This is a genomic window from Acinetobacter puyangensis, assembly GCF_900096995.1.
In the GTDB taxonomy this organism is placed as follows: domain Bacteria; phylum Pseudomonadota; class Gammaproteobacteria; order Pseudomonadales; family Moraxellaceae; genus Acinetobacter; species Acinetobacter puyangensis.
Genome location: NZ_OANT01000001.1, coordinates 934,777 through 960,085, shown reverse-complemented (window position 1 = coordinate 960,085; position 25,309 = coordinate 934,777). Strand labels below are relative to the sequence as shown.

Sequence of the window (25,309 nt, the reverse complement as noted above, 5' to 3'; positions counted from 1 at the left end):
GCGACCTCACTTTGCCTTAAAATACAAAACGCCCAATGAGGTTCATCAGGCGTTTTATAGTTGAAATCAGTGTCAACTTATTTCAGGACTAGACAACCCATTTTAATGGCAAGACCTTCATGGCTAGACCCACTGGCAACCATGGCCATTGCGGCACATAAGCCTTAACCGGCTGTTTTTCAATCGCCTTAACCAGCGCCTGACAACCCGTTTTTTCGTCAACTTCAAAAGGTAGCTTTTTTGCCCCTTCATTGAGCTCGGTCCGAATATAACCCGGAAAAATCGTGGATACCTTGATCGGTGTATTGATCAACTCTGCCCGAATGCCCTCTGCCAGATGGGCAACCGCTGCTTTACTTGCAGCATAGGTCGACAAATGTTTGGGTAAGCCACGTACAGCACTCATGGAGGAAATCACCACCAGATGCCCTGAATTTTGCGCACGAAAAATTTCGACTGCCGCTTCACACTGCGCTAATGCAGAAATAAAATTGGTTTCAGCCGTGGCACGGTTAATCTCAAAATTTCCTTTACCAATGCGTCGTCCATCGCCCACACCGGCATTCACAATAATCCGATCAATCATCCCAAAATCCTGCTGGAATGCCTTAAATACGGTAAACACATCGTCATAATGGGTCACGTCTAGCGTTTTCACTTCGACCCTGACCGTATACTGCTGCTGAATTTCCTGTTGTAATGCCTGTAATTTCTCTAAACGACGGGCACACAGCGCCAGATTATAGCCTTTGGCTGCAAATTCCCGTGCCATCCCTGCACCGAGTCCGGAGCTTGCACCTGTAATTAAAATCGTTTTGCTCATGCGATACTTCCTTTTATATCCATGTCAGTAAATCGGAACCTGCTGCCTTGATAAAATGATGTTCATTTAAACTCAGTAATTGTGGTTCACTGCCGACCAGACGCAAGGTGGTCAAACTACTATTGGCGATGGCCCAATTGAGTGCAAAGGTATGCTTGGCGTCTAGGCCCAGAATTTTACCTGCCACCACCGAAATCACCCCACCTGAGGTAAACACAATGGCATAGCGTGGTTGACTTTGTGCCAGCTGGACACATAAATTTTGCAGTGCCTGCTCAACCCGATCTTTAAAATGTTGCCAAGTTTCCTCATATTCATGATCGAACTCGGCACTAATCCAGCGATCAATTGCGCCATCAAAAATCTTTGCCAGATAAGCTCGGGGATTACTTTCCTGTGCCACGTCCTGCTTCAATAATTCCGGCTGCAAAAAGCGTGGTTCATATTGGGCAAAGACTTGTTGATGATTAAATTCATTCCAGACGCTGTCTGTCAGTATTTCTGTTTCTGGAAAACACTGTGCCAATGCAAGCGTTGCTGTTTCCTGATGGCGTACCATACTGCCTGCAACCACCACAGGCTGCTGTTTTAAAATCTGTTTGAAAAACTGACCCAGTAGCACGGCTTGCTGTTCACCGGTACTAGACAATTTGTCATAACTTTCTGCACCAAAAGAGGCTTGTCCATGACGAACAAAATAAATCGTGGTCATTGTTTTAATATGTCCTGCAATTTTGCCGAAAATTCCTGAATCAGTGTATTGGCTTCACTATCCTGTTGAGCAATCAATTGTAAAGCTCGAATATGCAAGGCATGAATCACGATCCAGAAATCTTTAAAGGCGGGATTATCGGTTTGTTGATGATAATAGCGATAATAAATTTGCTGGGCGATGCCTGCCAGACGAAATAATCCAAATACCTCATAAAAAGACCAGTTTTCAGGCTGTAATCCTGTTTTACCCAGATAGTAGTCCACCACTTGCTGACGAGTAAGCATGCCTTTTAAATTGGTGGGCTGGCGACGTGTAGACTTCATCAAGGCATCATCATCTTGCTGTACCCAATAGGCCAAGGCACTCCCCAGATCCATTAAAGGATCGCCGAGTGTTGCCATTTCCCAGTCCAGTACACCAATCACTTTGGTTGGCTGTGCCGGATCAAGTACGATATTGTCAAAACGCCAGTCATTGTGAATTACACAGGTGCTAGAATCAGCCGGAATATTATCCAGCAGCCATTGCCGCACAAAAGCAAAGTCGGGCACATTCGATGTATGCGCTTTGGCATAGCGATTGTCCCAGCCTTCAACCTGACGACGACAATAGCCCTCACCCTTGCCAAGTTTTTCCAGCGCAGTGCCCTGATATGGCACCTGATGTAATTCAATTAGTTTATCCAACAGATTGATACACAATTCATGCACCTGCGCTTCGTCAAATTGTAACGCCTTAGGTAGATTGGCACGAGGAATAATCCCCTCTATACGTTTCATCACATAGAAATCGCAACCAATCACACTCTCATCCTGACACAATGCTACCATCTCCGGCAGCACTGGATAAAATGGGGTGAGTTCTTTTTGCACGGTATATTCCCTTACCATATCATGTGCCGATTTGGCTTTGGTACCTTTGGGAGGGCGACGTAAAATTAAATCGACATTGTCATATTGCAGCCGATAAGTCCAGTTTGATGCACCACCGGAATATTGTGTGACCTGTGCCGTTCCCTGTAATTGTACACCTTGTTGTGTTAACCATGCTTCAACAGCCTGAATATCCAGTTCTTCGCCTTTGCGGACTTGACCGCCAATATCAATCACTGACATATGAATTCCCTTCTTATTGTCCAGATGGCTTTTTGCGGCCATAGCCACGTTTTTTCAATTCCAGTTTGGCAATCATGCTCTTATGTACTTCATCAGGACCATCCGCCAGACGTAAGCTACGTGCCTGATTAAAAAAAGCAGTTAAAGGTGTATCACGGGATACACCTGCACCGCCATGAATCTGGATTGCCATATCCACCACCTGTTGCAATACATTCGGTGCCACCACTTTAATCGCAGAAATTTCTGTCAAGGCCGCCATATTGCCGACAGTATCCATTTTGTAGGCGGCATACAAGGTCAATAATCTGGCCTGATCAATCGCTACTCTCGCATCCGCCACTCGTTCCAAGTTACCACCTAATTTCAGAATTTCTTTGCCAAATGCATGACGCGACATACCACGGTCAATCATCAATTCCAGTGCTTTTTCTGCCGCACCGATACAGCGCATACAATGATGAATCCGTCCCGGTCCCAAACGTCCCTGTGCAATTTCAAAGCCCTGACCTGCACCACCAATAAAATTACTGATAGGCACACGTACATTGTCAAAATTCATCTGTCCATGCCCATGCGGGGCATCATAGTCGCCAAATACAGGCAACATACGTTCAATCGTTACCCCTATGCTCTCCACAGGTACCAACACCATCGAATGCTGATGATGACGATCTTTACTTGGATCAGGTGTATGTGCCATAAAAATAATGATTTTGGCATTCGGATCACCTAAACCTGACGACCACCATTTGCGGCCATTCAAAACAATTTCATCCCCTTCTACCACTGCGGTGGCCTGCATATTGGTCGCATCACTAGAAGCAACTTCAGGTTCAGTCATGCCAAACACGGAACGGATGTTACCTTCCAGCAAAGGCACCAGCCATTGCTGTTTTTGAGCGTCTGTACCATAGCGCCATAGGACTTCCATATTGCCACTATCAGGCGCATTACAGTTAAATACAGTCGGTGCAATCAAGCTACGACCTGTTAATTCAGCAATATGTGCATATTCCTGTACCGACAATCCGGCACCCAATACCAGATCAGGCAAAAACATATTCCATAATCCGGCAGCTTTGGCTTTGGCTTTTAATTGTTCAAGTTGTGTCGGCCATGACCATTTGGTCCAGTCGCCATCAACATTTAATTGATGAACGTCCTGCCAGAATTGAGTTTCAACCGGTTCGATTTCCTGCTGTATAAATGCTTTGGTACGTACAATAAAATCCTGTGCACGTTCGGATAAGCTAAACATAAAATATCCTTTTTATCTGATTTTTACTTTACAACAGCATAGTGCAAAAATTAATATGAATGAAATGATTTTAATCTATAGCCAATCATGAACAATATTCATAATTCTATGTCTAAAAACAGCAATCTTGACCTACCCCAGTTTTATCGTATAGATGCCAATCTATATCCTTTATTTATTGCAATTTTTGAACAACAAAGCATTTCCAAAGCGGCCCATCTGTTATGTATCAGCCAGTCAGCCGTAAGTCATGCCTTACAGCGTTTAAGGCTACAGTTGCACGATGATCTATTTATTCGTACAGGCAATAAAATGTTGCCCACAGCTTTTGCACAGCAGATCTATCTCCCCATTAAACAGGCACTGATCAGTCTGCAAAATATTAGCCTGCAACAACAGTCATTTGATCCAAAAACCTTACAACAATTAAAAATTGCTGTACATGATGAAATCGAACCCTTGATCTTCCCCAAACTGATTGCACATTTCCAGAAATTCAATCCAGAAATTCAGTTCTTGAGCTCAAAACTGGATCGTAAAAATATGCGCGCCGATCTTGCCTCACAACAAATTGATTTTGTCATTGATCTGGCGCAGCATAACGATGAAAAATTGCAATTTCAGTGTCTGGTTGAAGATTTTTTTGTGGTGTGTACCGCACAACAACAGATGAATAAAGAGATTTATTTGTCGGCGCCGCATATTGGTGTATCTTCACGCCGCACCGGACAACTGATTGAAGATATTTATCTCCATCGCCAACAACAGATTCAACAAAAACAGTCAAGACAGATTTTTTTACGTTGCCAGCACTATGCCACCGCCTTACAAGTGCTCACCCAACATCCGACTGCGATTTTGACCATACCACAAAGCATTTTAAAACATCTTCATTATGATCAGGACTTACATATTTTTGAATTGCCCATTGAACTGCCGCATATTCGTATGGGCATGTTCTGGCATCAGGATTTACAGGATAATCCCCGCCACAATTTTTTAAGACAGGAGATTTTAAAAATCTTCTGTCAATCTTTGAAAGAAATGATTTAAAGCCCCATGACAATAAATCATCTCATATATTTAACCACCATACTGCTGTTTCAGATACAGCGTAATTGCTTCTGATTCAAACATTTTTACGCCAGTATTGGGATCTTCCAGATAAGGTAACTGGATTTTGCCGCCCAAACGTTGCATGGCCTTTTCCCTTTTTCCACCTTTTAACGGCACATATTTGCCCGGTTTTAAGCGTAAACTGGCAAGTCCCTGATCTTGCCAGCGTTCTTTGGGCAGATTATGCAGAATATAAGGGAGTTCCAGTTCGGTTAGTTTTGCTCGTACCACACGGCAATAAGGACTGGCTTCAAAACCCCATAATTCCAGTAATTTTTCCGGCACTGCATGCTTCTTATTATGGCCATTGGCGACAATGCCATATAAGCCGCTAATCAATACACCAACACCAGCCACCACAGGAAGTTTGGAATAGTTCAGGTAAGCCAGCGGGACTTTGCCATCTGCACTATAGTATTTGAATAAATACGCAATAATTGCTTCTGACTGGTACAGCCGATCTCCGGTATTTTCATCAATCAGAAATGGAAATTGCAACTTACCACCGAGTTCTTTTACCAAAGGACGAAAACGGGTGCCGTTTTTGGGACAGGGATAAATTTCCACATCCAGATTTAAAAAGGTCAATACTTCCCTGACTCGACGGCAATATGGGCATCCTTCAAACTCATAGAGTTTTAAGGCTTTTTCCGGTTGCTTGGGAAATGGCGTTCCCATAATGCCCCGCCCCATTTCTGTCACGCTTGATGCCAGTGCCTGTATAATCTGTACCTGATGTGCAATTTTTCGCATAATGATTCCTACAGCTTAATCAAAGTTATAATTGCACCAGAGCTTCTTTTGCAACCACAATACCATTATTATCTGCATAAATATAATCGTCCTGTGCAATTTCCACACCACCAAAATATAAAGTAACGCCGGTTTCACCAATCCCTTTACGCGTACTTTTTTGTGGAATAGCTGCCAGTGCATGAACCCCTAGATCCAGTTCGGCAATGGCATCAACATCACGCACACAACCATAAATAATCACACCATTCCAGTGATTTTTGACCGCAGATTCGGCAATTAAATCACCCATTAATGCACAGCGAATGGATGCACCGCCATCTACCACCAGAACGTTACCTGTGCCATCAGTCGCCAATAATTCCTTAACCCGGGAATTATCCTCAAAACACTTTACCGTAATCACCTGACCGCCAAAAGTTTTACGTGCGCCATAGCTTTTAAAGCTTTTCCCATCAATTGAAGGTGATACTACCTGTAAATCCTTAGCTTCATTATCATCCAACAGATCACACGTAACGAATGCCACACTCATTTTGATTACTCCATGATTGCTCAATTATTTTATGTCAATGTTTTAACCTTTCTTTGCTCGCTTGTACAGTTTTTTACATCGCCTTTCGACCAATGATGCGATTTTCATTAGGGCTTATTGATAAAAAAATAAGTTAAAAAGCATATAAATATGGCTTAAATTATTTTCAGGCTTTCTTTTTTAATAAATTTAAATGATAATTACTTTTATTTATTTTGCTACTTGATATGAAATCTTTTGGTATTTTCATGAGTTTTCTGGGATGCATCAGCCTGTATCTTTGCCATTCCAATCAAACCTTATTAAAGCAGCATCTGGCTACATGGATGCGATATATCGGCGCATTTATTCTTATTTTTGCTTTGCTGATTCTACTCTATGCTTTACCAAAACACGTTGCAGTTTTCGTTTGGATGGCAATCATCACAGTCATGTGGTGTTTACTACCTTTTATTGCACTTTTTAAACGGTACACTCCACATGAAATCAAAAAATAATCAAAAGATACAACCTGATTGGTGGAGTAAAACATTTGCCGGATTATTCCTTGGACTGGCTTTCGGTATTGCCATGGGGAGTCTGGTTTCATTATTAACCTTGGGACACTTCGAGCGTTCACTGGTACCACAATTTGGTATGTGGACCATTCCGTGGGTGTGGATGGCATTATTTTTTCTGGCTTATTTATTTCCCAAAGGCTGGCAGGCAGTTGTCACCTATAGCATCGCCAATCTAATTGCCTATGCCTGCGTCTTCTGGCTACGAGGTTAAATCATGAAAATACGTGCCGATTTAATCAAAATTGCCAAGAATCTTCATACATGGGTTGGTATTAGCGCAGGCATTTTTCTATTTATTTGCTTCTTTGCTGCCGGTTTGACCATGTTTCAACACGATCTAAGCAAATGGGCCGCACCACCACAACAACAACTGCCAGCAATTGAAACTAACCAATACAATCAGCTGGTGGAAAAAGTCCAGCAGCAATATCCGGAAACCCTCAAGGGCTTTACATTAAGTTTTCACGCTAAAGAAGGCTTTAATGCACCGATGTTTTGGGATGCACCGCATGAAGAGGCAGAACAAGATCATCATTTTGACAGCGCCCAAACCACTATACTGGCATCACTAGATAAGCAAGGTAATTTAATCGTTCAACAGGAAAATATTTCCAAAATTGGCTGGTTAATTGAGCAACTCCATGAAACCGCCGGGATTCCGGGCATGCTCGGACACCATACACTGGGTGTTTATGTCATGGGTGTTGTGGCTGTTTTATATTTTCTGGCGATGATGTCGGGTCTGATTGTACTGTTACCAACACTAGTAAAAGACTATTTTGCGATCCGTCCCGGTAAAAACAAAAAACGCTTCTGGCTGGATACCCATAATGTAATCGGGATTACCAGTCTACCTTTTCATATTATTATTGCCATTTCGGTGATTGTTTTTGCATTTCATGATTTATTTTATGGTGCATTGGGACAACTGGCTTTTAAAGACAAACCATTGTTTGAACGTCCTGCCCCCATGGTGCTTGCCGAAACACAGCCTAAACTTAATGTCGAAAATATTTATCATCGGTTACAGCAGTCCGCACCTGATTATCGGGTTGATGGCATACGTGTGAATAATCTGGATACGCCGGAAAAAGCCAGTGGATTTGCAGCCTTATATAGCCCGAACCAAATGTTACGGGGTGATAATTTCGATTATATGAGCTTTAATCCTTATCAGACCGAAGCCTTTAAAACCAATACACTGGATACACAAAGCTCAGTGGCTGAAAAAGTGATTAAATCCATGTTTAGCCTACATTTTGGCAACTTTGGCGGAGATATCACGCGCTGGATTTATCTACTTTTTGGCATTGGTGGTGCCTATTTATTCTATTCCGGCAATATTTTATGGGTGGAAACCCGTCTGAAAAAACAAAAAACCGCAAGTATGCCCATTCCGCAACAACGTAACGACGTTAAATTCATGGCCAATCTTACCATTGGCGCATGTCTGGGTTGTGTTCTGGGTATCTTTGGCAGTTTGTCTGCCATCCGCTGGTTTTATGTGATCAGCCCAAACCCTGATAATATCAACCTGTTGATGATGTATAGTTATTACGCAATTTTCATCATCAGTATTGTCTATGCCTTTGTGACTGGTGCGGCCAAAGCGCTACCACATTTATTACTGGCAATCGCCATCATTTTGTTCACGATCCCAGTCACCAGCTTGATTGCATGGGTATGGCCGGATTTAGGGTTATGGTATGCAAAAGGCTCTCTGCTGTGGATTGATCTTTTTGCGCTCATCTTTGCCGTGTGTTTCCTGCGCTTTTATCAACAAGCCAATGCCAGAAGAAAAATTGCGCCTGTGGGCTCAATCTGGGCAATCAAGCACCCGGTTAATCCAGAAGCATGATCCAGCATTAAAGTATCAAGCATTAAAACATCAAGTCTGAATCATTCAGGCTTGATGCGCTCATACATTCATCCACTCATCTTAAAATACGATATTGATTCGCCAATCTTATTGATCGTTACTTGAATCGCAAAACATAACATCAAAGTCGTCTATTAATTAAAGCAGCAAATGATGGATTAAAATCAGGCGGATCAATAAAATTGCAATGGAAGTATGAATAAATTGCAAGTATAATACTGCGCTATTAGTCGAGGGATGCTGCGACAATATGATCGATACATGCCTGTATCAGAATCAATTTGCCAGGCTCGACTTTTCGGTTATCTATTCAAATAACCAACAACGGCATCCGCGAACAGAACGATCATCAATATTTTCAGGAGATCCTAATGAACGCGGTTAATGCTTCATTCACAGATTATAAAGTTGCCGACATTTCCCTTGCCGATTACGGTCGTAAAGAAATCAAACTTGCCGAAGCAGAAATGCCGGCCTTAATCGGTTTGCGTAAGCGCTATGCTGCTGCAAAACCACTAGCAGGCGCAAAAATTCTTGGCTGTATCCACATGACCATTCAAACTGCGGTGTTAATTGAGACACTGGTTGAATTGGGTGCAGAAGTACGCTGGACATCATGTAATATTTTTTCGACTCAGGATCATGCAGCCGCAGCGATTGCAGCAAGCGGTATTCCAGTATTTGCATGGAAAGGCGAAACCGAAGAAGAATACAACTGGTGTCTGGAACAACAAATCAATGTGAATGGTACCCCTTGGGATGCCAATATGATTCTGGATGATGGCGGTGACTTAACTGCTCTCGTTCACGACAAATATCCAGAACTATTAAACCATATTCACGGGATTACCGAAGAAACTACGACTGGTGTTGCCCGTTTACATGACATGTGGAAAGACGGTTCGCTTAAAGTCCCTGCCATCAATGTCAATGACTCCGTGACCAAATCCAAAAATGACAATAAATATGGTTGCCGTCACTCCCTGAACGATGCCATTAAACGTGGTACAGACATGTTGTTGTCTGGTCGTCGTGCGCTGGTGATTGGCTATGGTGATGTGGGTAAAGGTTCTGCACAATCTTTACGTCAGGAAGGCATGATTGTACGTGTTACCGAAGTCGATCCAATCTGTGCTATGCAAGCCTGCATGGATGGTTACGAAGTAGTTTCACCATACAAAAATGGTGTACAAACGGGTAAAAAAGAAGACATTAATTTAGAACTTTTACACAATACCGATTTGATTGTCACTACCACAGGTAACTATCACGTTTGCGATTCAGTGATGCTAGATAGCTTAAAATCTGGTGCAGTAGTATGTAACATTGGTCACTTTGATACAGAAATTGATACCAATTACTTACGTGGTTACAAATGGGTTGAAGTTAAACCTCAAGTGCATCAGGTCTATCGTTCAGAAAACGAAAATGACTATTTAATTCTGCTTTCCGAAGGTCGTCTGGTTAATCTGGGTAATGCCACCGGTCACCCTTCACGTGTAATGGACGGTTCTTTTGCCAATCAGGTGCTAGGCCAAATGCATCTGTTTGCAGAAAAATTTGCTGACCTGCCTGCTGAAGAAAAGACCAAACATATTCGTGTCGAGCTTTTACCGAAAAAACTGGATGAAGAAGTTGCCGCAGCCATGGTTGTAGGTTTTGGTGGAGTACTGACCCAATTAACACAGGTTCAGGCAGATTATCTAGGTGTACCGGTTGAAGGTCCATATAAATCTGACGCTTATAAATACTAATTTTTGATTGAAATCTCCCCTAACCCCTCTTTATAAAAGAGGGGAATTTTGCGAAATCAATACCTTATATGAGACGCAATACTCCTCCCTTCTTAAAGGGAGGTTGGGAGGGATTTATAAAGGCTTTAACATGAGCAAACACATTCCGATTTCATTCGAGTTTTTTCCACCGAAAACTGATGTAGGTGCCGAAAAACTTAAAGTTGTACACCAACAATTACAATTACTGCAACCAGAATTTTTTTCGATTACCTATGGTGCAGGTGGTTCAACACGTGAACGCACGTTGGCAGCGATTGAAGAATTTAATGGCAAAGGTGCGCCCGTAGCACCACACCTATCCTGTATTGGTGATGACAAGGCCCGTATTGCCGAACTGCTGGATTTATATAAATCTCAAGGGATCAATCGTATCGTTGCCTTACGTGGTGACTTACCTTCCGGTCAAGTGGGCTTAGGTGAATTGCCTTATGCGCAGGATCTGGTGCGTTTTATCCGTGAACATGCTGGTGATCACTTTCAGATTGAAGTTGCAGCCTATCCGGAAATGCATCCACAGGCAGACAGTTTTGATCAGGATATTCAGCGCTTTATTGAAAAAGTACAAGCAGGTGCCAATGCAGCGATCACACAGTTCTTTTTTAATCCAGATGCTTACTTCTACTTTATTGATCGTCTGCAAAAAGCAGGCATCACGATTCCGGTAGCACCGGGTATCATGCCAATTACCAATGCCAGCAATTTGATCCGTTTTGCAGATGGTACAGGTGCAGAAATTCCACGCTGGATTCGCAAACAACTGGCTACCTACGGGGACGATAGTAAAAGTATTCAGGCCTTTGGCCATGAGGTTGTGCTTAAACTGTGTGAGCGTTTAATTGCCGGTGGCGCACCAAGTTTGCATTTTTATTCCATGAATCATACCGAACCAACCCGACAACTCGTGGTTGATTTAGGTCTGGCTTAAATTCTCGGGAACTAGTCCATGAACCGCTTCTATATCGATACTGAACTGCAAACAGGCACAACCGCCGCCTTGTCAGAAGCGGTTTTTCATCACTGGTGCCGGGTATTACGAGCACAAATTGATGATCAAGCCACCTTATTTAATGGAAAAGGCGGCGAATATCAAGTTCATCTTGTCGAAATTAATAAGAAAAATGCCTTTGTATCAGTTGATGTATTTCATCCGCAGGATCATACACCAGCTTTTCAGGTCACCCTTGGACAGGTGATGAGTAAAGGCGACCGCATGGATTACGCCATTCAAAAAGCCACCGAACTTGGCGTTCATGCAATCCAGCTTCTCACCAGTGAACGCTGCGAAATGCGCCTTAAATACGAGCGTGACCAAAAGAAAATCGAACACTGGCAAGGTATTGCCATTGCTGCGTGTGAGCAATGTGGTATGAATCGTATTCCAAAAATTCTTGCACCTCTCTCTGTACAGGACTGGGTTAACCAGAATCAGGCTGATCTAAAACTGGTCATGGCATTGAGTCAGGAAAAAATCCAGTTACCCCAACCCTTACCTGCACAAATTGCCGTATTGGTTGGACCGGAAGGTGGCTTGAGTCAAAGTGAAATTGATTTTGCCCATCAACAGGGTTTTGCCTCGTGGACCATTGGTGATCGCGTATTACGTACCGAAACTGCACCAGTGGTTGCTTTGAGTATTTTTAATTCAATTTAAATATACAATAATACAAATAGTATAAGAAACACGCATAATGCGCTTGCTTTTCCAACTTCTGCAATGTATTTTAAATATAATAAAAGTAGCATGATCTAAACAAAATAAATGGATTAGGTCAATGATTTTTAGTTGGGTAGCGCTTAATATTAAACACAAATAAATTGTGTACTTTCCTACAAAGGAAAAACTATGTTGAATATGGATACTCAAAATAGTCGTTACCTGAAAAGACTTAAGGGTTTACAACTTGATGAGTCAATTAAAAATTTTAGGACACAATTATTTTTTCTCAGTTTCTTCTTAATTATTATCTTCACACTCTATTCATTTAACATATATTATTTTAAATATTTCTTTATCATTTGGGTTATTATCGCAACAATATTGCTAATTATTGGCCTCATTATCAACCAAATCATTATTTTAGAACGAAGTATATCCAATAAAACCAAAACATCATTTTTATACTTTGCCACACTATTAAGTGGTATATTTATCGCATTAGGCATGCAGCTTTTAAATATTCATCTAAGTGATCAAATTAATGCAGAAAAAATGCTATTTATTGGATTGATTATCTTATGTCATATTACAATACAAATTACTGCCCTATTTTTTCTAACCTATCATTATAAATTATTTTTAGTATTTATTATTCCCACCCTATTACCAATATTACAAATTCACTTTATTGATATTGCATCGGAAAACAAAATTTTATATCTCATTTGTATATATGCCTATGCTATTGTCATTCTCTATCTGGGTTATGTTATTTCACGATCACGTATCATCTTGATGAAAAGCAAAATTTCAAATGAAGCCTTAGAACAGGAGAGTTTAAGGAAACAACAACTCATCAATCACCTCTCACTTGAACTTGAAGAAGAAAAAAACCGTTCGGAACTCATTAAACAGGAACTTCAACGGAATAACAGCCTACTCGAGGAAAAAGTACAGGAACGAACATTTGATATTGAAAGAATGAATGCGCGACTGGAACGATCTCATCAAAACCTGGAAATGGTTCACGAAACCGCAGGGATTGCATCATGGGACTGGGATATTCGTAATCGGCTCATTGATACCAGTAACTTCTTAAAAATATTTGGATACAGCATTAAAAATATGGATTATTATATCCATCATTTAAGTAATTTTATTCATTGTGATGATATTGAACATGTTAAACATGAAATGCGTCATCATTTACGTGGTTTTACATCGCGTTATGAAGCCGTTTATCGCCTGTATCATAAAACTGAACAGTGGATCTGGGTGCATGATATGGGCCGGGTTGTTCAGCGCGATCCCAAAACCAATAAACCCATTCGTATGGTGGGTATTCGGCGCAATATTAATAATGAAAAAAAAGCAGAAGAACGATTAAAACTTTCTGCAAGTGTATTTAAAAAAGCGGCACAGGGGATTTTTATATTAGATGAAAAATTAAATTATGTTGATGTTAACCCTTATTATCTTACATTAATCAACCTTAAAGAAAAACAGTTGCTTGGTCGTCATGTTTTTGATATCACTCAGAGTAATAAACCAGAACTTCAGAAAACCCATTTATCAATCTTAAGGCAATTAATGAGCAAAGGTGAATTTGAAGGTGAGATTATTGAAGAATTAAGTGATGGTAAAGAATTACCTTTATGGATACATATTAATGCAATCTATAATACACAAAATAAGATTCGTCAATATATTGGCATTGTGACTGATTTAACCGAACGCAAAAACTCAGAAAAACGCCTATCCTATTTACAAACTTACGATACCCTGACCGATTTACCCAACCGTTATTATTTTAATAATCAATTGCATAGTTATTTAACCAATAGTTTAAAACAATTAACCCAATGTGCCATTATTCGCATCAATCTGGATCGTTTTCGTTATTATAATGAGTTATTGAATCATCATGGTGGAGATGAATTATTACGTCAGGTTGCCAATCGTCTACGTCAAGCCAATGCCGAAGCCGTGGTGGTTGCCAGACTGAATGCCGATGATTTTTCGGTGATTCTGGAGTGTGGACAAAATACAAATCAGATCACCTTGCATTGTGAGAAACTGATTGCTGCGTTTGAAGAACCGTTTAAAATTAATCATCAGGAATTGATCATGACCATTTCAATCGGGGTGGCAATTTTCCCCGAACATGGTCGTCAGATGGATAGTTTAAACAACCATGCCGAACTTGCCCTACTTGAAGCAAAACGCATTGGCGGAAATACCATCCGGATTTATCATAATGAAAAACGCTTGTCTTCGGCCTCTAGGGTCAATCTGGAAAATGAATTACGCCGTGCCATTCAGCAAAATGAATTAACTGTTTATTACCAGCCAAAATTCAACGCAAAAACCAAAACGATTGATAGTTTTGAAGCACTGGTACGTTGGAATCATCCCGAACATGGCATTATTCCCCCTGCCCAATTTATTCCGCTGGCCGAAGAAACCAGCCTAATCTCCACTATTGGTAAAATTGTGCTGGATATGTCCTGTGCCCAGATTAAAAAATGGTCAGATTTGGGCTTTAAAAATATCAGTGTATCGGTCAATATCGTCGCGCAGCAAATTCAACGTGGAAACTTTATTGAAGAAATTGATTGTACACTTAAAAAATATGGCATTTCTTCACGCCAATTAGAGTTGGAAATTACCGAAACGTCTATTATGGAAAATACGGATGATGTGAAACACTTTATGCATCAGCTTAGACAGCGAGAAATCAAAGTATCATTAGACGATTTTGGCACAGGTTATTCTTCTTTGGCCTATTTGGCTCAATTTTCATTTGATATCATCAAGATTGACCGCAGTTTTGTCTCAAAAATTGGTACGGCTAATCAAGATGCCATTGTCCGGGCCATCATTGCCATGACCAAAACCATGGATAAAAAAGCGGTTGCTGAAGGTGTTGAAACACAAGCACAATATGACTTTTTAATGCGAGAAAGCTGTGATTTTCTACAAGGTTATTTAATCGGTAAGCCCTTGCCCCCACAGCAGGCAACTGATTTTTTAACCAATTACAAAAACTGCCCGTTTCTCATCACAGATGTCATGTAATTTCGCCCCTTAAAATAAACACTTGGTACTATTGTATATGCCTATAAAATGCTATAGTAGCTCACCAAAAATTTTATTGATCTTGCTTAATTTATAGTATTTAAGTGCTTAACGTAATAGAGAGTAAAATGGACGATCAATCTTTAAAGCAACAGGCTTTGTATTACCACGAATTTCCGCGCCCAGGTAAAATCAGCGTCACTCCTAGTAAACAACTCGTTAACCAACATGATTTAGCACTTGCCTATTCTCCTGGTGTTGCTGTTCCTTGTCTTGAAATAGAACGTGATCCTACTTTGGCAGCAAAATATACTGCCCGTGGAAATCTTGTTGCTGTTGTGAGTAACGGTACTGCGGTACTGGGTCTGGGTAATATTGGACCACTTGCTTCAAAACCTGTCATGGAAGGTAAAGGCGTATTATTTAAAAAATTCGCTGGTGTTGATGTTTTCGATATTGAAATTGCAGAAAACGATCCAGATAAAATTGTGGATATTGTGGCTGCACTTGAACCTACATTTGGCGGCATCAACTTAGAAGATATCAAAGCGCCAGAATGTTTTTATATTGAGAAAAAACTGCGTGAACGCATGAATATTCCGGTATTCCATGATGATCAACATGGTACCAGTATTATTGTTGGTTCTGCATTGCTCAATGCCCTGCAAATCGTAAATAAAAAAATTGATGAAATTAAAATTGTCGCATCTGGTGCAGGTGCCGCAGCATTATCCTGTTTAGATTTGTTATGTGCTCTGGGTGCAAAAAAAGAAAATATTATCGTTGCCGATTCACGTGGTCTGATCACCACATCGCGTGAAGGTCTGGACGAATCCAAAAAACGCTATATGCAGGATATTCCGGAATCCAAACTGCATGAAGTCATTCCAGGTGCAGATATGTTCCTCGGCCTATCTGCTGCTGGTATTCTGACCAAAGAAATGGTCAAGGATATGGCAAAAGATCCGATTATTTTTGCGCTCGCCAATCCGGATCCGGAAATTTTACCAGAACATGCACATGAAGTTCGTCCGGATGCCATCATGGCGACAGGTCGTTCTGACTATCCAAATCAGGTTAATAACGCACTGTGCTTCCCTTATATCTTCCGTGGTGCGCTGGACGTTGGTGCAACCACCATTAATGAAGACATGAAAATTGCCTGTGTACATGCCATTGCGCGTATGGCGCATGTAGAAGCAGATGCTGCAACCTATGGCGAAAAATCTGCATCGTTTGGTCGTGATTATTTAATCCCTCGTCCACTTGATCAACGCCTGATTCTGGAAATTGCCCCTGCTGTTGCACAAGCCGCAATGGATTCTGGTGTCGCAACCCGTCCAATTGAAGACTTTTCTGTCTATCGTCAACGCTTATCCGAATTTGTCTACAATTCTGCATTTATCATGAAACCGATTTTTGCACAGGCCAAAAGCGATCCAAAACGAATCGCCTATGCCGAAGGTGAAGATCAGCGTGTCCTACGTGCGGCACAAATTGCAGTTGATGACGGTGTTGCCAAACCGATTCTGGTCGGCCGTACCGCAATCATTGAAAATAATATCAAAAAACTGGGCTTACGTTTACAAGATGGCGTAAACATCGAGATTATCGATCAGGAAAAAAATCCGTTCTATGAAGAATTCTGGAAGGATTATTATCAAGCCAATCAACGTAACGGTATTACGGTAGAATACGCGCAACGTGAAACACGTCGCCGTTCAACTTTAATTGCTGCTATGCTGGTTAAGTTTGGTAAAGCTGATGGGATGCTGTGTGGCACATATTCTAGCTATGATATTCATCTAGATTTTGTACGTAATGTGATTGGACTTAAGCAAGGTCGTAGCAACTTCTTTACCTTAAATGCGTTGATGCTTGAAGACCGCAATGTCTTTATTGCAGATACCTATGTCAATACCAACCCAACTGCGGAACAACTGGCAGAAATGACCATTCTAGCGGCCGAAGAAGTGCGTCGTTTTGGTATTACACCACGTATTGCACTCTTGTCTCACTCCAGTTTTGGTAGTGATGCACATGATCCAAGTGCACAAAAAATGCGTGAAGTGTATCGTATCTTGTCTGAGATTGCGCCTGAGCTTGAAGTGGAAGGTGAAATGCATGCTGATGCAGCACTTGATGAAAATATTCGTCATTTTGCATTCCCGAATTCACGCTTTAAAGGTTCTGCCAACTTATTGATCATGCCGAATCTGGATGCTGCCAATATTTCATTTAACTTATTGAAATCAACTTCTGGTAATAATGTTACCATTGGGCCAATTCTATTAGGTGCAGCAAAACCTGTACATATTCTGACGCCAACTGCGACGACACGTCGTGTCATCAACATGACCGCATTGACCGTTGCAGAAATTCAACAAGCAGAACAGCAATAACTTGTATTGCTCATTTATAGGTTTGAACAACAGTTTTAACTTGTAAATTTTTAAAAAGCCTCTATCGTATTCATAACGATAGAGGTTTTTTTCATGCAAATTTACTTGGTAGGTGGCGCAGTACGTGACCATTTATTACAGCGTCCGATCATCGAAAGAGATTATGTGGTGGTAGGTGCAACGCCACAACAATTAATACAGCAAGGTTTTCAACCTGTGGGTAAGGATTTTCCGGTCTTTTTACATCCGGAAAGTAAAGATGAATATGCACTTGCCCGTACCGAACGAAAAAATGGTCATGGTTATGGTGGCTTTGATTTTTACACTTCTCCAGAAATTACACTAGAACAAGACCTTTATCGTCGGGATCTCACCATCAATGCCATGGCAATGAATGAAGCTGGTGATATTTTTGACCCCTATCATGGGCAACAGGATCTGGATCAGCGTATCTTGCGCCATGTCTCCGATGCATTTATTGAAGATCCATTACGCGTATTGCGCGTGGCACGTTTTACCGCACGTTACCATACCTACGGATTTAAAATTGCCGATGAAACCTTGGCATTAATGCAGCATATCGCCCAATCGGGTGAACTGGAACATTTAACTGCCGAGCGGGTCTGGAAAGAAACCGTACGAGCCTTGGCAGAAGAGCATGCTGATGTTTATTTTCAGGTATTAAAAGATTGTGGTGCCCTAAAAATTCTTTTCCCTGAAATTGATGCCCTGTTTGGTGTACCGCAACGTCCCGAGTATCATCCCGAAATCGATTGTGGTATTCATACCTTAATGTCGTTACAGCAAGCTTGCCAAAATCAATTTAGCACCATTGTGTGTTTTGCAGTGCTATGCCACGACCTCGGCAAGGCACTCACCCCTGCTGATGTTTTACCTCGGCATATCATGCACGAAAAACGAGGTATTGAACCGGTCAAGGCACTCTGCCAACGCCTTAAAGTACCCACCGAATATCAACAATTGGCCTTAAAAGTCTGCGAGTTTCATTTACTATGCCATCAACTGTTTACATTAAAGGCCAGCACCATCTGGAAATTACTAAAAAATCTTGATGTCTTACGCAAACCGGAATTTGTGGTCTGGTTTAGTCAGGCTTGTTTATGTGATGCCCGTGGCCGCTTAAATTTTGAAGATAAAGCCTATCCACAGGCAGATGTATTGCAAGAATTAGCCAAGCAGATTCGTGAATTAAAAATCGACATTCCCGCCGATTTAAAAGGTGCAGACATTGGCGAGCATCTTACCGAACAGCGCATGATCTTTATTCGCAGTTTTATGGAAAATCATTCCTAATCTAGGAGTATGAACTGGATATTATTCATAATGGAGATATGAGAATTATAGTATATCGCAAGGTTATCTAAAGAATATAAAGCATGAATAATTAAATTTTATTATTTATCTTTATTTTCTTAAATATTTGACTAAATTAATTAATATTGGGGTCAGTACCAAGGCAATTAATATTGCAGAAATTATATTAACGACCAAATGCCCATACTGATATAACTCTAACCCAAAAATTAACCTTACACCTACTACAAAAAACACAATAAAAATCATGATCAACCAGTAATCAAAATTTATTTTTAAATTTATAATTTCATGTTTTGGCATTCTAAAAATACATAGAATGATAAAAATAAAACCAACCATTGTACTCATATGCTGCACAATTTTAAAAATAAAAATATGATGATTAAATAAACTTATTTTTTCATTTAAGATAGGAAATATATTTAAAAAATATCCTGTATTATGACTAAAATTATCCCATAGGATATGAGAAATTATACCGATTAATAATGAATAAATTACAATTATCCAATTATTTTTAAAATAACTATTCCAGTCATATCCTTCATAATTAATAAATCTTGACTTTAAAAATAAAGGAAGATTATGAATTAAGCTATCCCGAACAAGATAATGAAAAATAAAAACAACAAGCAATCCAAGTGGTAAATCAAAATTAAAAATACCAATTAAATTATGACTATAGTCACTTCTAATTCTCATCCTTAAAAAATATTCGAAATCAGGAATTAAGCTGCCTATAATGAGTCCTGTTAATGAAAATTTTCTGGAAAATTTTGCAAGTGGTAAAACAATTGCAGGATGAGCAAAAGTAAATGGCATAATTTATATCCATACGTCAATCTCAACTTTAATTCATTATTAACTGATTAATAAATAATTTAAAATTGTTAATTTTACACAAATATTGCTCGCCTCACCGCCTTTGGCGGCTCGGCGAGGGAGGGACTTTGGGGGCGTACGCCCCCAAAGTCCCTTGCAATTTTGATTGCCGTAGGCAACCAAAATTGCAAAAACATAAGATTATTAGCGTTTTAGTGAAAAATGATATTCTTAGATAAGTTGAGATTGGCGTATCGATGTATAAATATAAAAAACTTAATCTAAACAATAAACAACAATGCCAATCTCACCTGTTCATAACTTAAACGGGTGGCTTCCACCAATGGTCTCAATTTGATGCTGCCATCATCATTCATGTCTTCGGCATTATTGCGCTTTTGCAATTTTTTATAGGCTGTGCGAATCGGCTCTAAATCTTCTTCATCAGGTTTAATCCGCTCTATATTTAAATTTTGTTCCCGCGATAAACGTGCCAAATGATTAATAATTGTGGATTTTGTCAATTTTCGTTCGGCAGCAATATCTTCAATCTCATAATCCGCTTCAAATAACGCTTTGGTTTCCTCAAGCGTATTGGTGCTATAACTTTCTTTTATTTTTTTACCGATTTTTTTCTCATTCCGTTCGATCTCAAGCAAATTCAGCGTTCCACCACAACGACGAATAAAGGCATCATGCTGCTTACTCAAATCCATCTCGGCAAAATGCTGTTCTGCTTCAGAGGACAATTCCTGAAAACGGCTATCGGCTTTCATGGCAAGCCGATCCAGTTCCAGTGCCTGAGGATTAAAATCAACCAGTTTTAAACCTTCCAGAGATTTTAACCGCGACAATGCCACATAGCCCTGACCCTTTTCAAAAGTATTGGCCAGATTAATTTCCGCACTTTCAAGCGTCATGCCCTGACTTTTGTGAATGGTAATCGCCCATGCTAGACGAAGCGGAATCTGGGTCAAACTCGCCAATACCTGTCCCTGTTCATTTTCAATTGACCAGGTTTCAGGTTCAACCACAATGGTCGAACCATCTTTCATCAGCACCTGCGGCAAAATACCTTGTTCTTCGTCCTCTACAAATCCCTTAATTTCTCCAATACTACCATTCACATAACCCATGTCAAAATTATTTTTGACAAACATGACTTTGGCGCCTTTTTTTAACTCAAGCTGCTGCGGCGCACGCACCGAAGACTTAAGGGTTTCAATCAGTTTTTCATTACCATCAACAATCGCATCAAAACGTTTTAATTTGCCTTCAATCTGTCCCAAATGTTGGTAGTTCAAGTTATCTACATCCATATTATGGGTATAAAGACGGGTGACAATTTCATTTTGATGTGGTTGATGCTTGGTTTGAAGCAACTGCTGGATATGTTGCTCGGAAATATCCTGCCGACGAATCGCATTGAGAATTTGATCCAAGACGCTGTCTGATTGACGGTGCTGTTCTGTCAGGTAACAGACTCGAAATTTGGCGTCAACCCAAGCTTCCGACATAAAAGCAAATTTATCCCGGTTTAATTCACCATTTCGTCCAACAGGTGGCAACTGGAAAAAATCACCCGACGCAATAACCTGAATTCCACCAAATGGCTGATCTGAATCCTTAAAAAATTTTAACACCTGATTGACCAGATTCAACTGCTTGGCATGTAACATCGAGATTTCATCAATCACCAGTACCTGCGTTTTTTCGATATGTTCACGTAAATATTTACGTTCGTACATACGCTTTAATTCAGATTCGGTTAAAGTGTCTTTAATGCCAATCCCGGCCCAGGTATGGATGGTCATGCCATTCATATGTGTCGCAGCAATCCCGGTCGATGCTGTCACGGCAACAGTGACTTTTCTGGCCTTTAAATATTGAATATATTGATTTAAGGTATACGTCTTCCCCGCACCTGCCGATCCGGTTAAAAATATATTTTCACCAGCTTTTAATAATTTCAGGGCAGTTTCTTGTTTCATAAATACAATCGTATGGCTTAAATTCAGGCCTAAGTTTAGCGGAAAAACCTGATGCAATAAAATATTCTTTTATTTCGCCTCGATTTGCGGACTGAACCTAAGTCTTTTAGATCGAATACAATGATGTAAAGCCGTTTCACAATAAATCATTACAAATGGTAGGTGTTTTGTAGGTGGCGAAAAATTATAGATTTTCTCATACTTCGGTTAGATCGATAGGCAAAGTATACAGAAGGTCGAACTCATATTTTTAATATTATTTAACCAAATGTTTGAAATTATAAAAGTTATATCAAACCTGATGATTTAAAAACTTAATTCCCGCTCCCAACTTTGGGGATATTGTTCACTAGCAATATCCCTTTTTTTTATTTGTGCTATTTTCAACAGCTTTATAAAATTCTTCCTTGCTTAAAAAACACGATGCTATTGTTGTTGAAATTCTTCATCTTTACACATACTTATCAATCCAGTTACTGATAGCGTTTAAATAAGCGATGAACAGGATGATCCTGTGGCATGAGTTCAATTAACCGCTCAACCGCATCCAGCGCATCCGGGAAATAAGCAATATGCTTAAGTAACAAATCTTTTTCTTCAATTTTAAAAATTGCTTCGCTTAATCGCGATTCAATACAATCCCGCCAAGCTGTTAAAAAAGGACTTTCCGTTTTGGATAAAAAAACACCTTTATAGAACTGCAAGGCTGATTGTACATAATCGGCATCCAGTGCTGTTTCCAATTCTAGAAAATCGGCATGAACATCAAGCAGTAAACGATAGGGACGCGATCCCAGCATGCCACCCAAAAGCTCACGTAACTGCGACATTTCCGCTTTTAAAGTCCCTAGACTAACCTTTCTTTCGCCATATAACGCATGATGCAATTGATCCAGCGTCATGCCCTGTTTGCATAAGGTCAAAATGGTCACGATTTCGATTTGTCTTGGTGTTAGTGCGATGGCACGTCCCTGATATTGTACTTGTGGGGCACCAAAACATTTGAGTTTAAGTTGAGCCTGCTGCACTAGTTCCAAGGCGCTCTGAATAATCCCTGCACATCGTTCTGCGGCCAGCACACCCAAGCTATTATGATTTTTCCATTTGGTAGATAAGTCGACCACACCGACAATCTGTTTCGTATTGTCATAAATCGGTGCGGCATAACATACCCAGTCATGGATGGAGCTCATGTAATGCTCATTAGAAAAAACACAACTCGATTGACGCGTTCTTAACGAAAGGGCCAATGCATTGGTCCCAACAAAATCTTCACGCCACTGCCCCCCTTTGACAAAGTGGACTCTTTCGGCGGCATGTCGCATGTGACAGCTTGCACCTACCCAGCGGATTAACGAGGTGGTATCGGCAACCGCAATTACCATTGAAGAACTATCTGCGACATGCCTTAAATCATCAGCACAAAAATTCATGGCACGATCAAGTACAGATTCAAATTGTGTATTTTTTGTAATCGGAGCAGCCATCCGGTCTTCAGGAATTTTAGCTTCTTTGGAGCGCTGCCAAGAGCTGGCAATCGATTGTCCCAAACAGGCACTTTCAGCAGCATTAATAACAGCCTTGTTTTTTAACCGATCAACTTCTCTACGCTGTTGATTTACTTCGTTATTTAGTAGCATTGTAACATCCTTATTCAAAGTAAAGGAATTCCAACCTTTTGCCAACCTTATATTGCTATGCTATTTCAACAATACTACATTGTATCTGCGCCATCAGCGATATGTTAAGTATATATGTATCATGTCGTGGATACATTTAACAATGTTACTTAGACAAAAGGATGTCAATATGCGCTATGCAGACCCAAATACTGAAGGATCAAAAATTCAGTTTAAAGTACAGTATGAAAACTTTATTGGCGGTAAATGGATTGCGCCAGTTAAAGGACAATACTTTGATAATGTTTCTCCGGTCAATGGCGAGATATTTACAAAAGCACCTCGTTCAACTGTAGAAGACATCGAACTTGCCTTGGATGCTGCACATGCAGCAAAAGAAAAATGGGGCAATGCTTCTCCAACCGAACGCTCCAATGTTTTATTAAAAATTGCTGATCGTTTGGAAGAAAATTTAGAAACACTGGCAGTTGCAGAAACCTGGGATAATGGTAAACCTGTTCGTGAAACACTGGCAGCAGACATTCCTCTTGCCATTGACCATTTCCGTTATTTTGCCGGTTGTATTCGTGCACAGGAAGGCGGAATCTCTGAAATTGATCACGATACCATTGCTTACCATTTTCACGAGCCCTTAGGTGTCGTTGGACAAATTATTCCATGGAATTTCCCGATCCTGATGGCAGCATGGAAAATTGCACCAGCACTGGCGGCAGGTAACTGTATCGTCCTTAAACCAGCAGAACAAACGCCTGTCAGTATTCTGGTATTGGCTGAACTTATTCAAGATATTTTACCAGCCGGTATTCTGAACATCGTCAACGGTTTTGGTGCAGAAGTGGGTCGTCCACTGGCAACCAGCCCACGTATTTCCAAAATTGCATTTACCGGTTCAACTCAGGTTGGTCAGTTGATCATGCAATATGCAACTGAAAACATTATCCCTGTAACCCTTGAGCTGGGTGGTAAATCACCAAATATCTTCTTTGAAGATATTCTTGATCGTGAAGATGATTATTTGGAAAAAGCACTTGAAGGCTTCTCCATGTTTGCCTTGAATCAGGGTGAAATTTGTACCTGTCCTTCCCGTGCACTGGTACAAGAAAGCATTGCAGATCAATTCCTAGAAAAAGCGGTTGAACGTGTAAAACGCATTAAAACCGGTCATCCACTTGATACAACAACCATGATTGGTGCACAGGCATCACAAGAACAGCAAAATAAAATCCTTGGCTGTATTGCAACAGGTCGTGAAGAAGGCGCACAGGTATTAACCGGTGGTGAGGCACGTCATGATGTAGGTCAAGGTTTCTATATTGAGCCAACGATCTTTAAAGGCGACAACAGCATGAAGATTTTCCAGGAAGAGATTTTTGGACCCGTGCTATCAGTTACGACCTTTAAAGATTTTGATGAAGCCATCAAAATTGCCAATGATACGATTTATGGTCTAGGTGCAGGTGTATGGTCGCGTTCTGCCCATACTACTTATCGTGCCGGTCGTGCAATTCAGGCTGGTCGTGTCTGGACCAACTGTTATCACCTCTACCCTGCCCATGCTGCATTTGGTGGCTATAAAAAATCAGGTATTGGCCGTGAAAACCACAAGGATATGTTGAACCATTATCAACAAACCAAAAACTTATTGGTGAGCTATTCTGAAAAACCAATGGGCTTTTTCTAAGCACCTCCTATTTATCCCTTCTCTCCCACCCAGATCTTCGGATCTGGGTTTTTTATGCATCTACTTTTTTTTACTCTTCAAATCAGATACGATTTAATTCTTAGCACGCTCTAACATTCGTTATTAAATTTAGGGTCTGTTGACATT

General features: G+C 40.5%; 20 protein-coding genes. 11 read left to right on the top strand and 9 right to left on the bottom strand.

Annotation, left to right across the window (positions count from 1 at the left end):
- Positions 1-88: 88 nt before the first annotated feature.
- Genes CRO21_RS04410 through CRO21_RS04395 form a run of 4 tightly spaced genes read right to left on the bottom strand, consistent with a single transcriptional unit; the run spans position 89 to position 3,914 of the window.
- Positions 89-823, bottom strand: a complete 735-nt coding sequence (locus CRO21_RS04410) for an SDR family oxidoreductase (RefSeq protein WP_097078084.1) — start codon at positions 821-823, stop codon at positions 89-91.
- A gap of 13 nt (positions 824-836) precedes the next feature.
- Entirely contained in the window at positions 837-1,535 is a 699-nt protein-coding gene (locus CRO21_RS04405) for a histidine phosphatase family protein (RefSeq protein ID WP_097078083.1), read from the bottom strand.
- Positions 1,532-2,653, bottom strand: a complete 1,122-nt coding sequence (locus CRO21_RS04400; protein ID WP_097078082.1) for a phosphotransferase family protein — start codon at positions 2,651-2,653, stop codon at positions 1,532-1,534. Before CRO21_RS04400 ends, CRO21_RS04405 begins: the two co-directional genes overlap by 4 nt.
- A 13-nt stretch (positions 2,654-2,666) precedes the next feature.
- Entirely contained in the window at positions 2,667-3,914 is a 1,248-nt protein-coding gene (locus CRO21_RS04395) for an acyl-CoA dehydrogenase family protein (protein ID WP_097078081.1), read from the bottom strand.
- A gap of 87 nt (positions 3,915-4,001) precedes the next feature.
- Between CRO21_RS04395 and CRO21_RS04390 the strand changes: the two genes are divergently transcribed.
- Entirely contained in the window at positions 4,002-4,967 is a 966-nt protein-coding gene (locus CRO21_RS04390) for a LysR family transcriptional regulator (RefSeq protein WP_097078080.1), read from the top strand.
- Between the two features lie 30 nt (positions 4,968-4,997).
- On the opposite strand, the gene CRO21_RS04385 is transcribed toward CRO21_RS04390, so the two are convergent.
- On the bottom strand, positions 4,998-5,783 hold the full coding sequence (locus CRO21_RS04385; RefSeq protein ID WP_097078079.1) for a glutathione S-transferase N-terminal domain-containing protein: 786 nt from the start codon (positions 5,781-5,783) through the stop codon (positions 4,998-5,000).
- Positions 5,784-5,808: 25 nt separating this feature from the next.
- Complete coding sequence (rraA, locus tag CRO21_RS04380; protein WP_097078078.1) at positions 5,809-6,318, bottom strand: ribonuclease E activity regulator RraA; 510 nt, start codon at positions 6,316-6,318, stop codon at positions 5,809-5,811.
- A gap of 248 nt (positions 6,319-6,566) precedes the next feature.
- Here rraA and CRO21_RS04375 point away from each other — a divergent pair, with 248 nt between their 5' ends.
- The 9 genes from CRO21_RS04375 to CRO21_RS04335 all read left to right on the top strand — a co-directional run bounded on the left by CRO21_RS04375 (position 6,567) and on the right by CRO21_RS04335 (position 19,004).
- The gene (locus CRO21_RS04375; protein ID WP_141398109.1) at positions 6,567-6,815 is read left to right on the top strand and encodes a hypothetical protein; all 249 of its coding nucleotides are present in this window, start codon (positions 6,567-6,569) and stop codon (positions 6,813-6,815) included.
- Complete coding sequence (locus CRO21_RS04370) at positions 6,799-7,089, top strand: hypothetical protein (RefSeq protein ID WP_087618750.1); 291 nt, start codon at positions 6,799-6,801, stop codon at positions 7,087-7,089. The genes CRO21_RS04375 and CRO21_RS04370 overlap by 17 nt, the downstream gene beginning before the upstream one ends.
- 3 nt (positions 7,090-7,092) lie before the next feature.
- Positions 7,093-8,736, top strand: coding sequence for a PepSY-associated TM helix domain-containing protein (locus CRO21_RS04365; RefSeq protein WP_097078076.1), 1,644 nt, complete (start codon positions 7,093-7,095; stop codon positions 8,734-8,736).
- 392 nt (positions 8,737-9,128) lie between these two features.
- Positions 9,129-10,511: an adenosylhomocysteinase gene (gene ahcY, locus CRO21_RS04360; protein ID WP_097078075.1), complete on the top strand. Its 1,383-nt coding sequence runs from the start codon at positions 9,129-9,131 to the stop codon at positions 10,509-10,511.
- Positions 10,512-10,641: 130 nt separating this feature from the next.
- Positions 10,642-11,478: a methylenetetrahydrofolate reductase [NAD(P)H] gene (metF, locus tag CRO21_RS04355; RefSeq protein WP_097078074.1), complete on the top strand. Its 837-nt coding sequence runs from the start codon at positions 10,642-10,644 to the stop codon at positions 11,476-11,478.
- Between the two features lie 18 nt (positions 11,479-11,496).
- Positions 11,497-12,204, top strand: coding sequence for a 16S rRNA (uracil(1498)-N(3))-methyltransferase (locus CRO21_RS04350; RefSeq protein WP_097078073.1), 708 nt, complete (start codon positions 11,497-11,499; stop codon positions 12,202-12,204).
- Positions 12,205-12,714: 510 nt separating this feature from the next.
- Positions 12,715-15,288, top strand: a complete 2,574-nt coding sequence (locus tag CRO21_RS04345; protein ID WP_171293977.1) for a sensor domain-containing protein — start codon at positions 12,715-12,717, stop codon at positions 15,286-15,288.
- Positions 15,289-15,416: 128 nt separating this feature from the next.
- Positions 15,417-17,690, top strand: a complete 2,274-nt coding sequence (locus tag CRO21_RS04340; RefSeq protein ID WP_097078071.1) for an NADP-dependent malic enzyme — start codon at positions 15,417-15,419, stop codon at positions 17,688-17,690.
- 93 nt (positions 17,691-17,783) lie between these two features.
- The gene (locus CRO21_RS04335; RefSeq protein WP_097078070.1) at positions 17,784-19,004 is read left to right on the top strand and encodes a multifunctional CCA addition/repair protein; all 1,221 of its coding nucleotides are present in this window, start codon (positions 17,784-17,786) and stop codon (positions 19,002-19,004) included.
- Positions 19,005-19,115: 111 nt separating this feature from the next.
- Here CRO21_RS04335 and CRO21_RS04330 read toward each other — a convergent pair whose 3' ends face one another.
- The 3 genes from CRO21_RS04330 to CRO21_RS04320 all read right to left on the bottom strand — a co-directional run bounded on the left by CRO21_RS04330 (position 19,116) and on the right by CRO21_RS04320 (position 23,481).
- Positions 19,116-19,850, bottom strand: a complete 735-nt coding sequence (locus CRO21_RS04330) for a DUF4184 family protein (protein ID WP_097078069.1) — start codon at positions 19,848-19,850, stop codon at positions 19,116-19,118.
- A 281-nt stretch (positions 19,851-20,131) separates the two neighbouring features.
- Positions 20,132-21,841, bottom strand: coding sequence for an AAA family ATPase (locus CRO21_RS04325; protein WP_097078142.1), 1,710 nt, complete (start codon positions 21,839-21,841; stop codon positions 20,132-20,134).
- A gap of 473 nt (positions 21,842-22,314) precedes the next feature.
- A complete protein-coding gene (locus CRO21_RS04320; protein ID WP_097078068.1) occupies positions 22,315-23,481 on the bottom strand; it encodes a sigma-54-dependent transcriptional regulator family protein in 1,167 nt (388 codons plus the stop codon).
- A 169-nt stretch (positions 23,482-23,650) separates the two neighbouring features.
- Between CRO21_RS04320 and exaC the strand changes: the two genes are divergently transcribed.
- Positions 23,651-25,162 carry an acetaldehyde dehydrogenase ExaC gene (exaC, locus tag CRO21_RS04315; protein ID WP_097078067.1) on the top strand — a complete coding sequence of 504 codons (1,512 nt, stop codon included), beginning with the start codon at positions 23,651-23,653 and terminating at the stop codon, positions 25,160-25,162.
- Positions 25,163-25,309 lie beyond the last annotated feature (147 nt).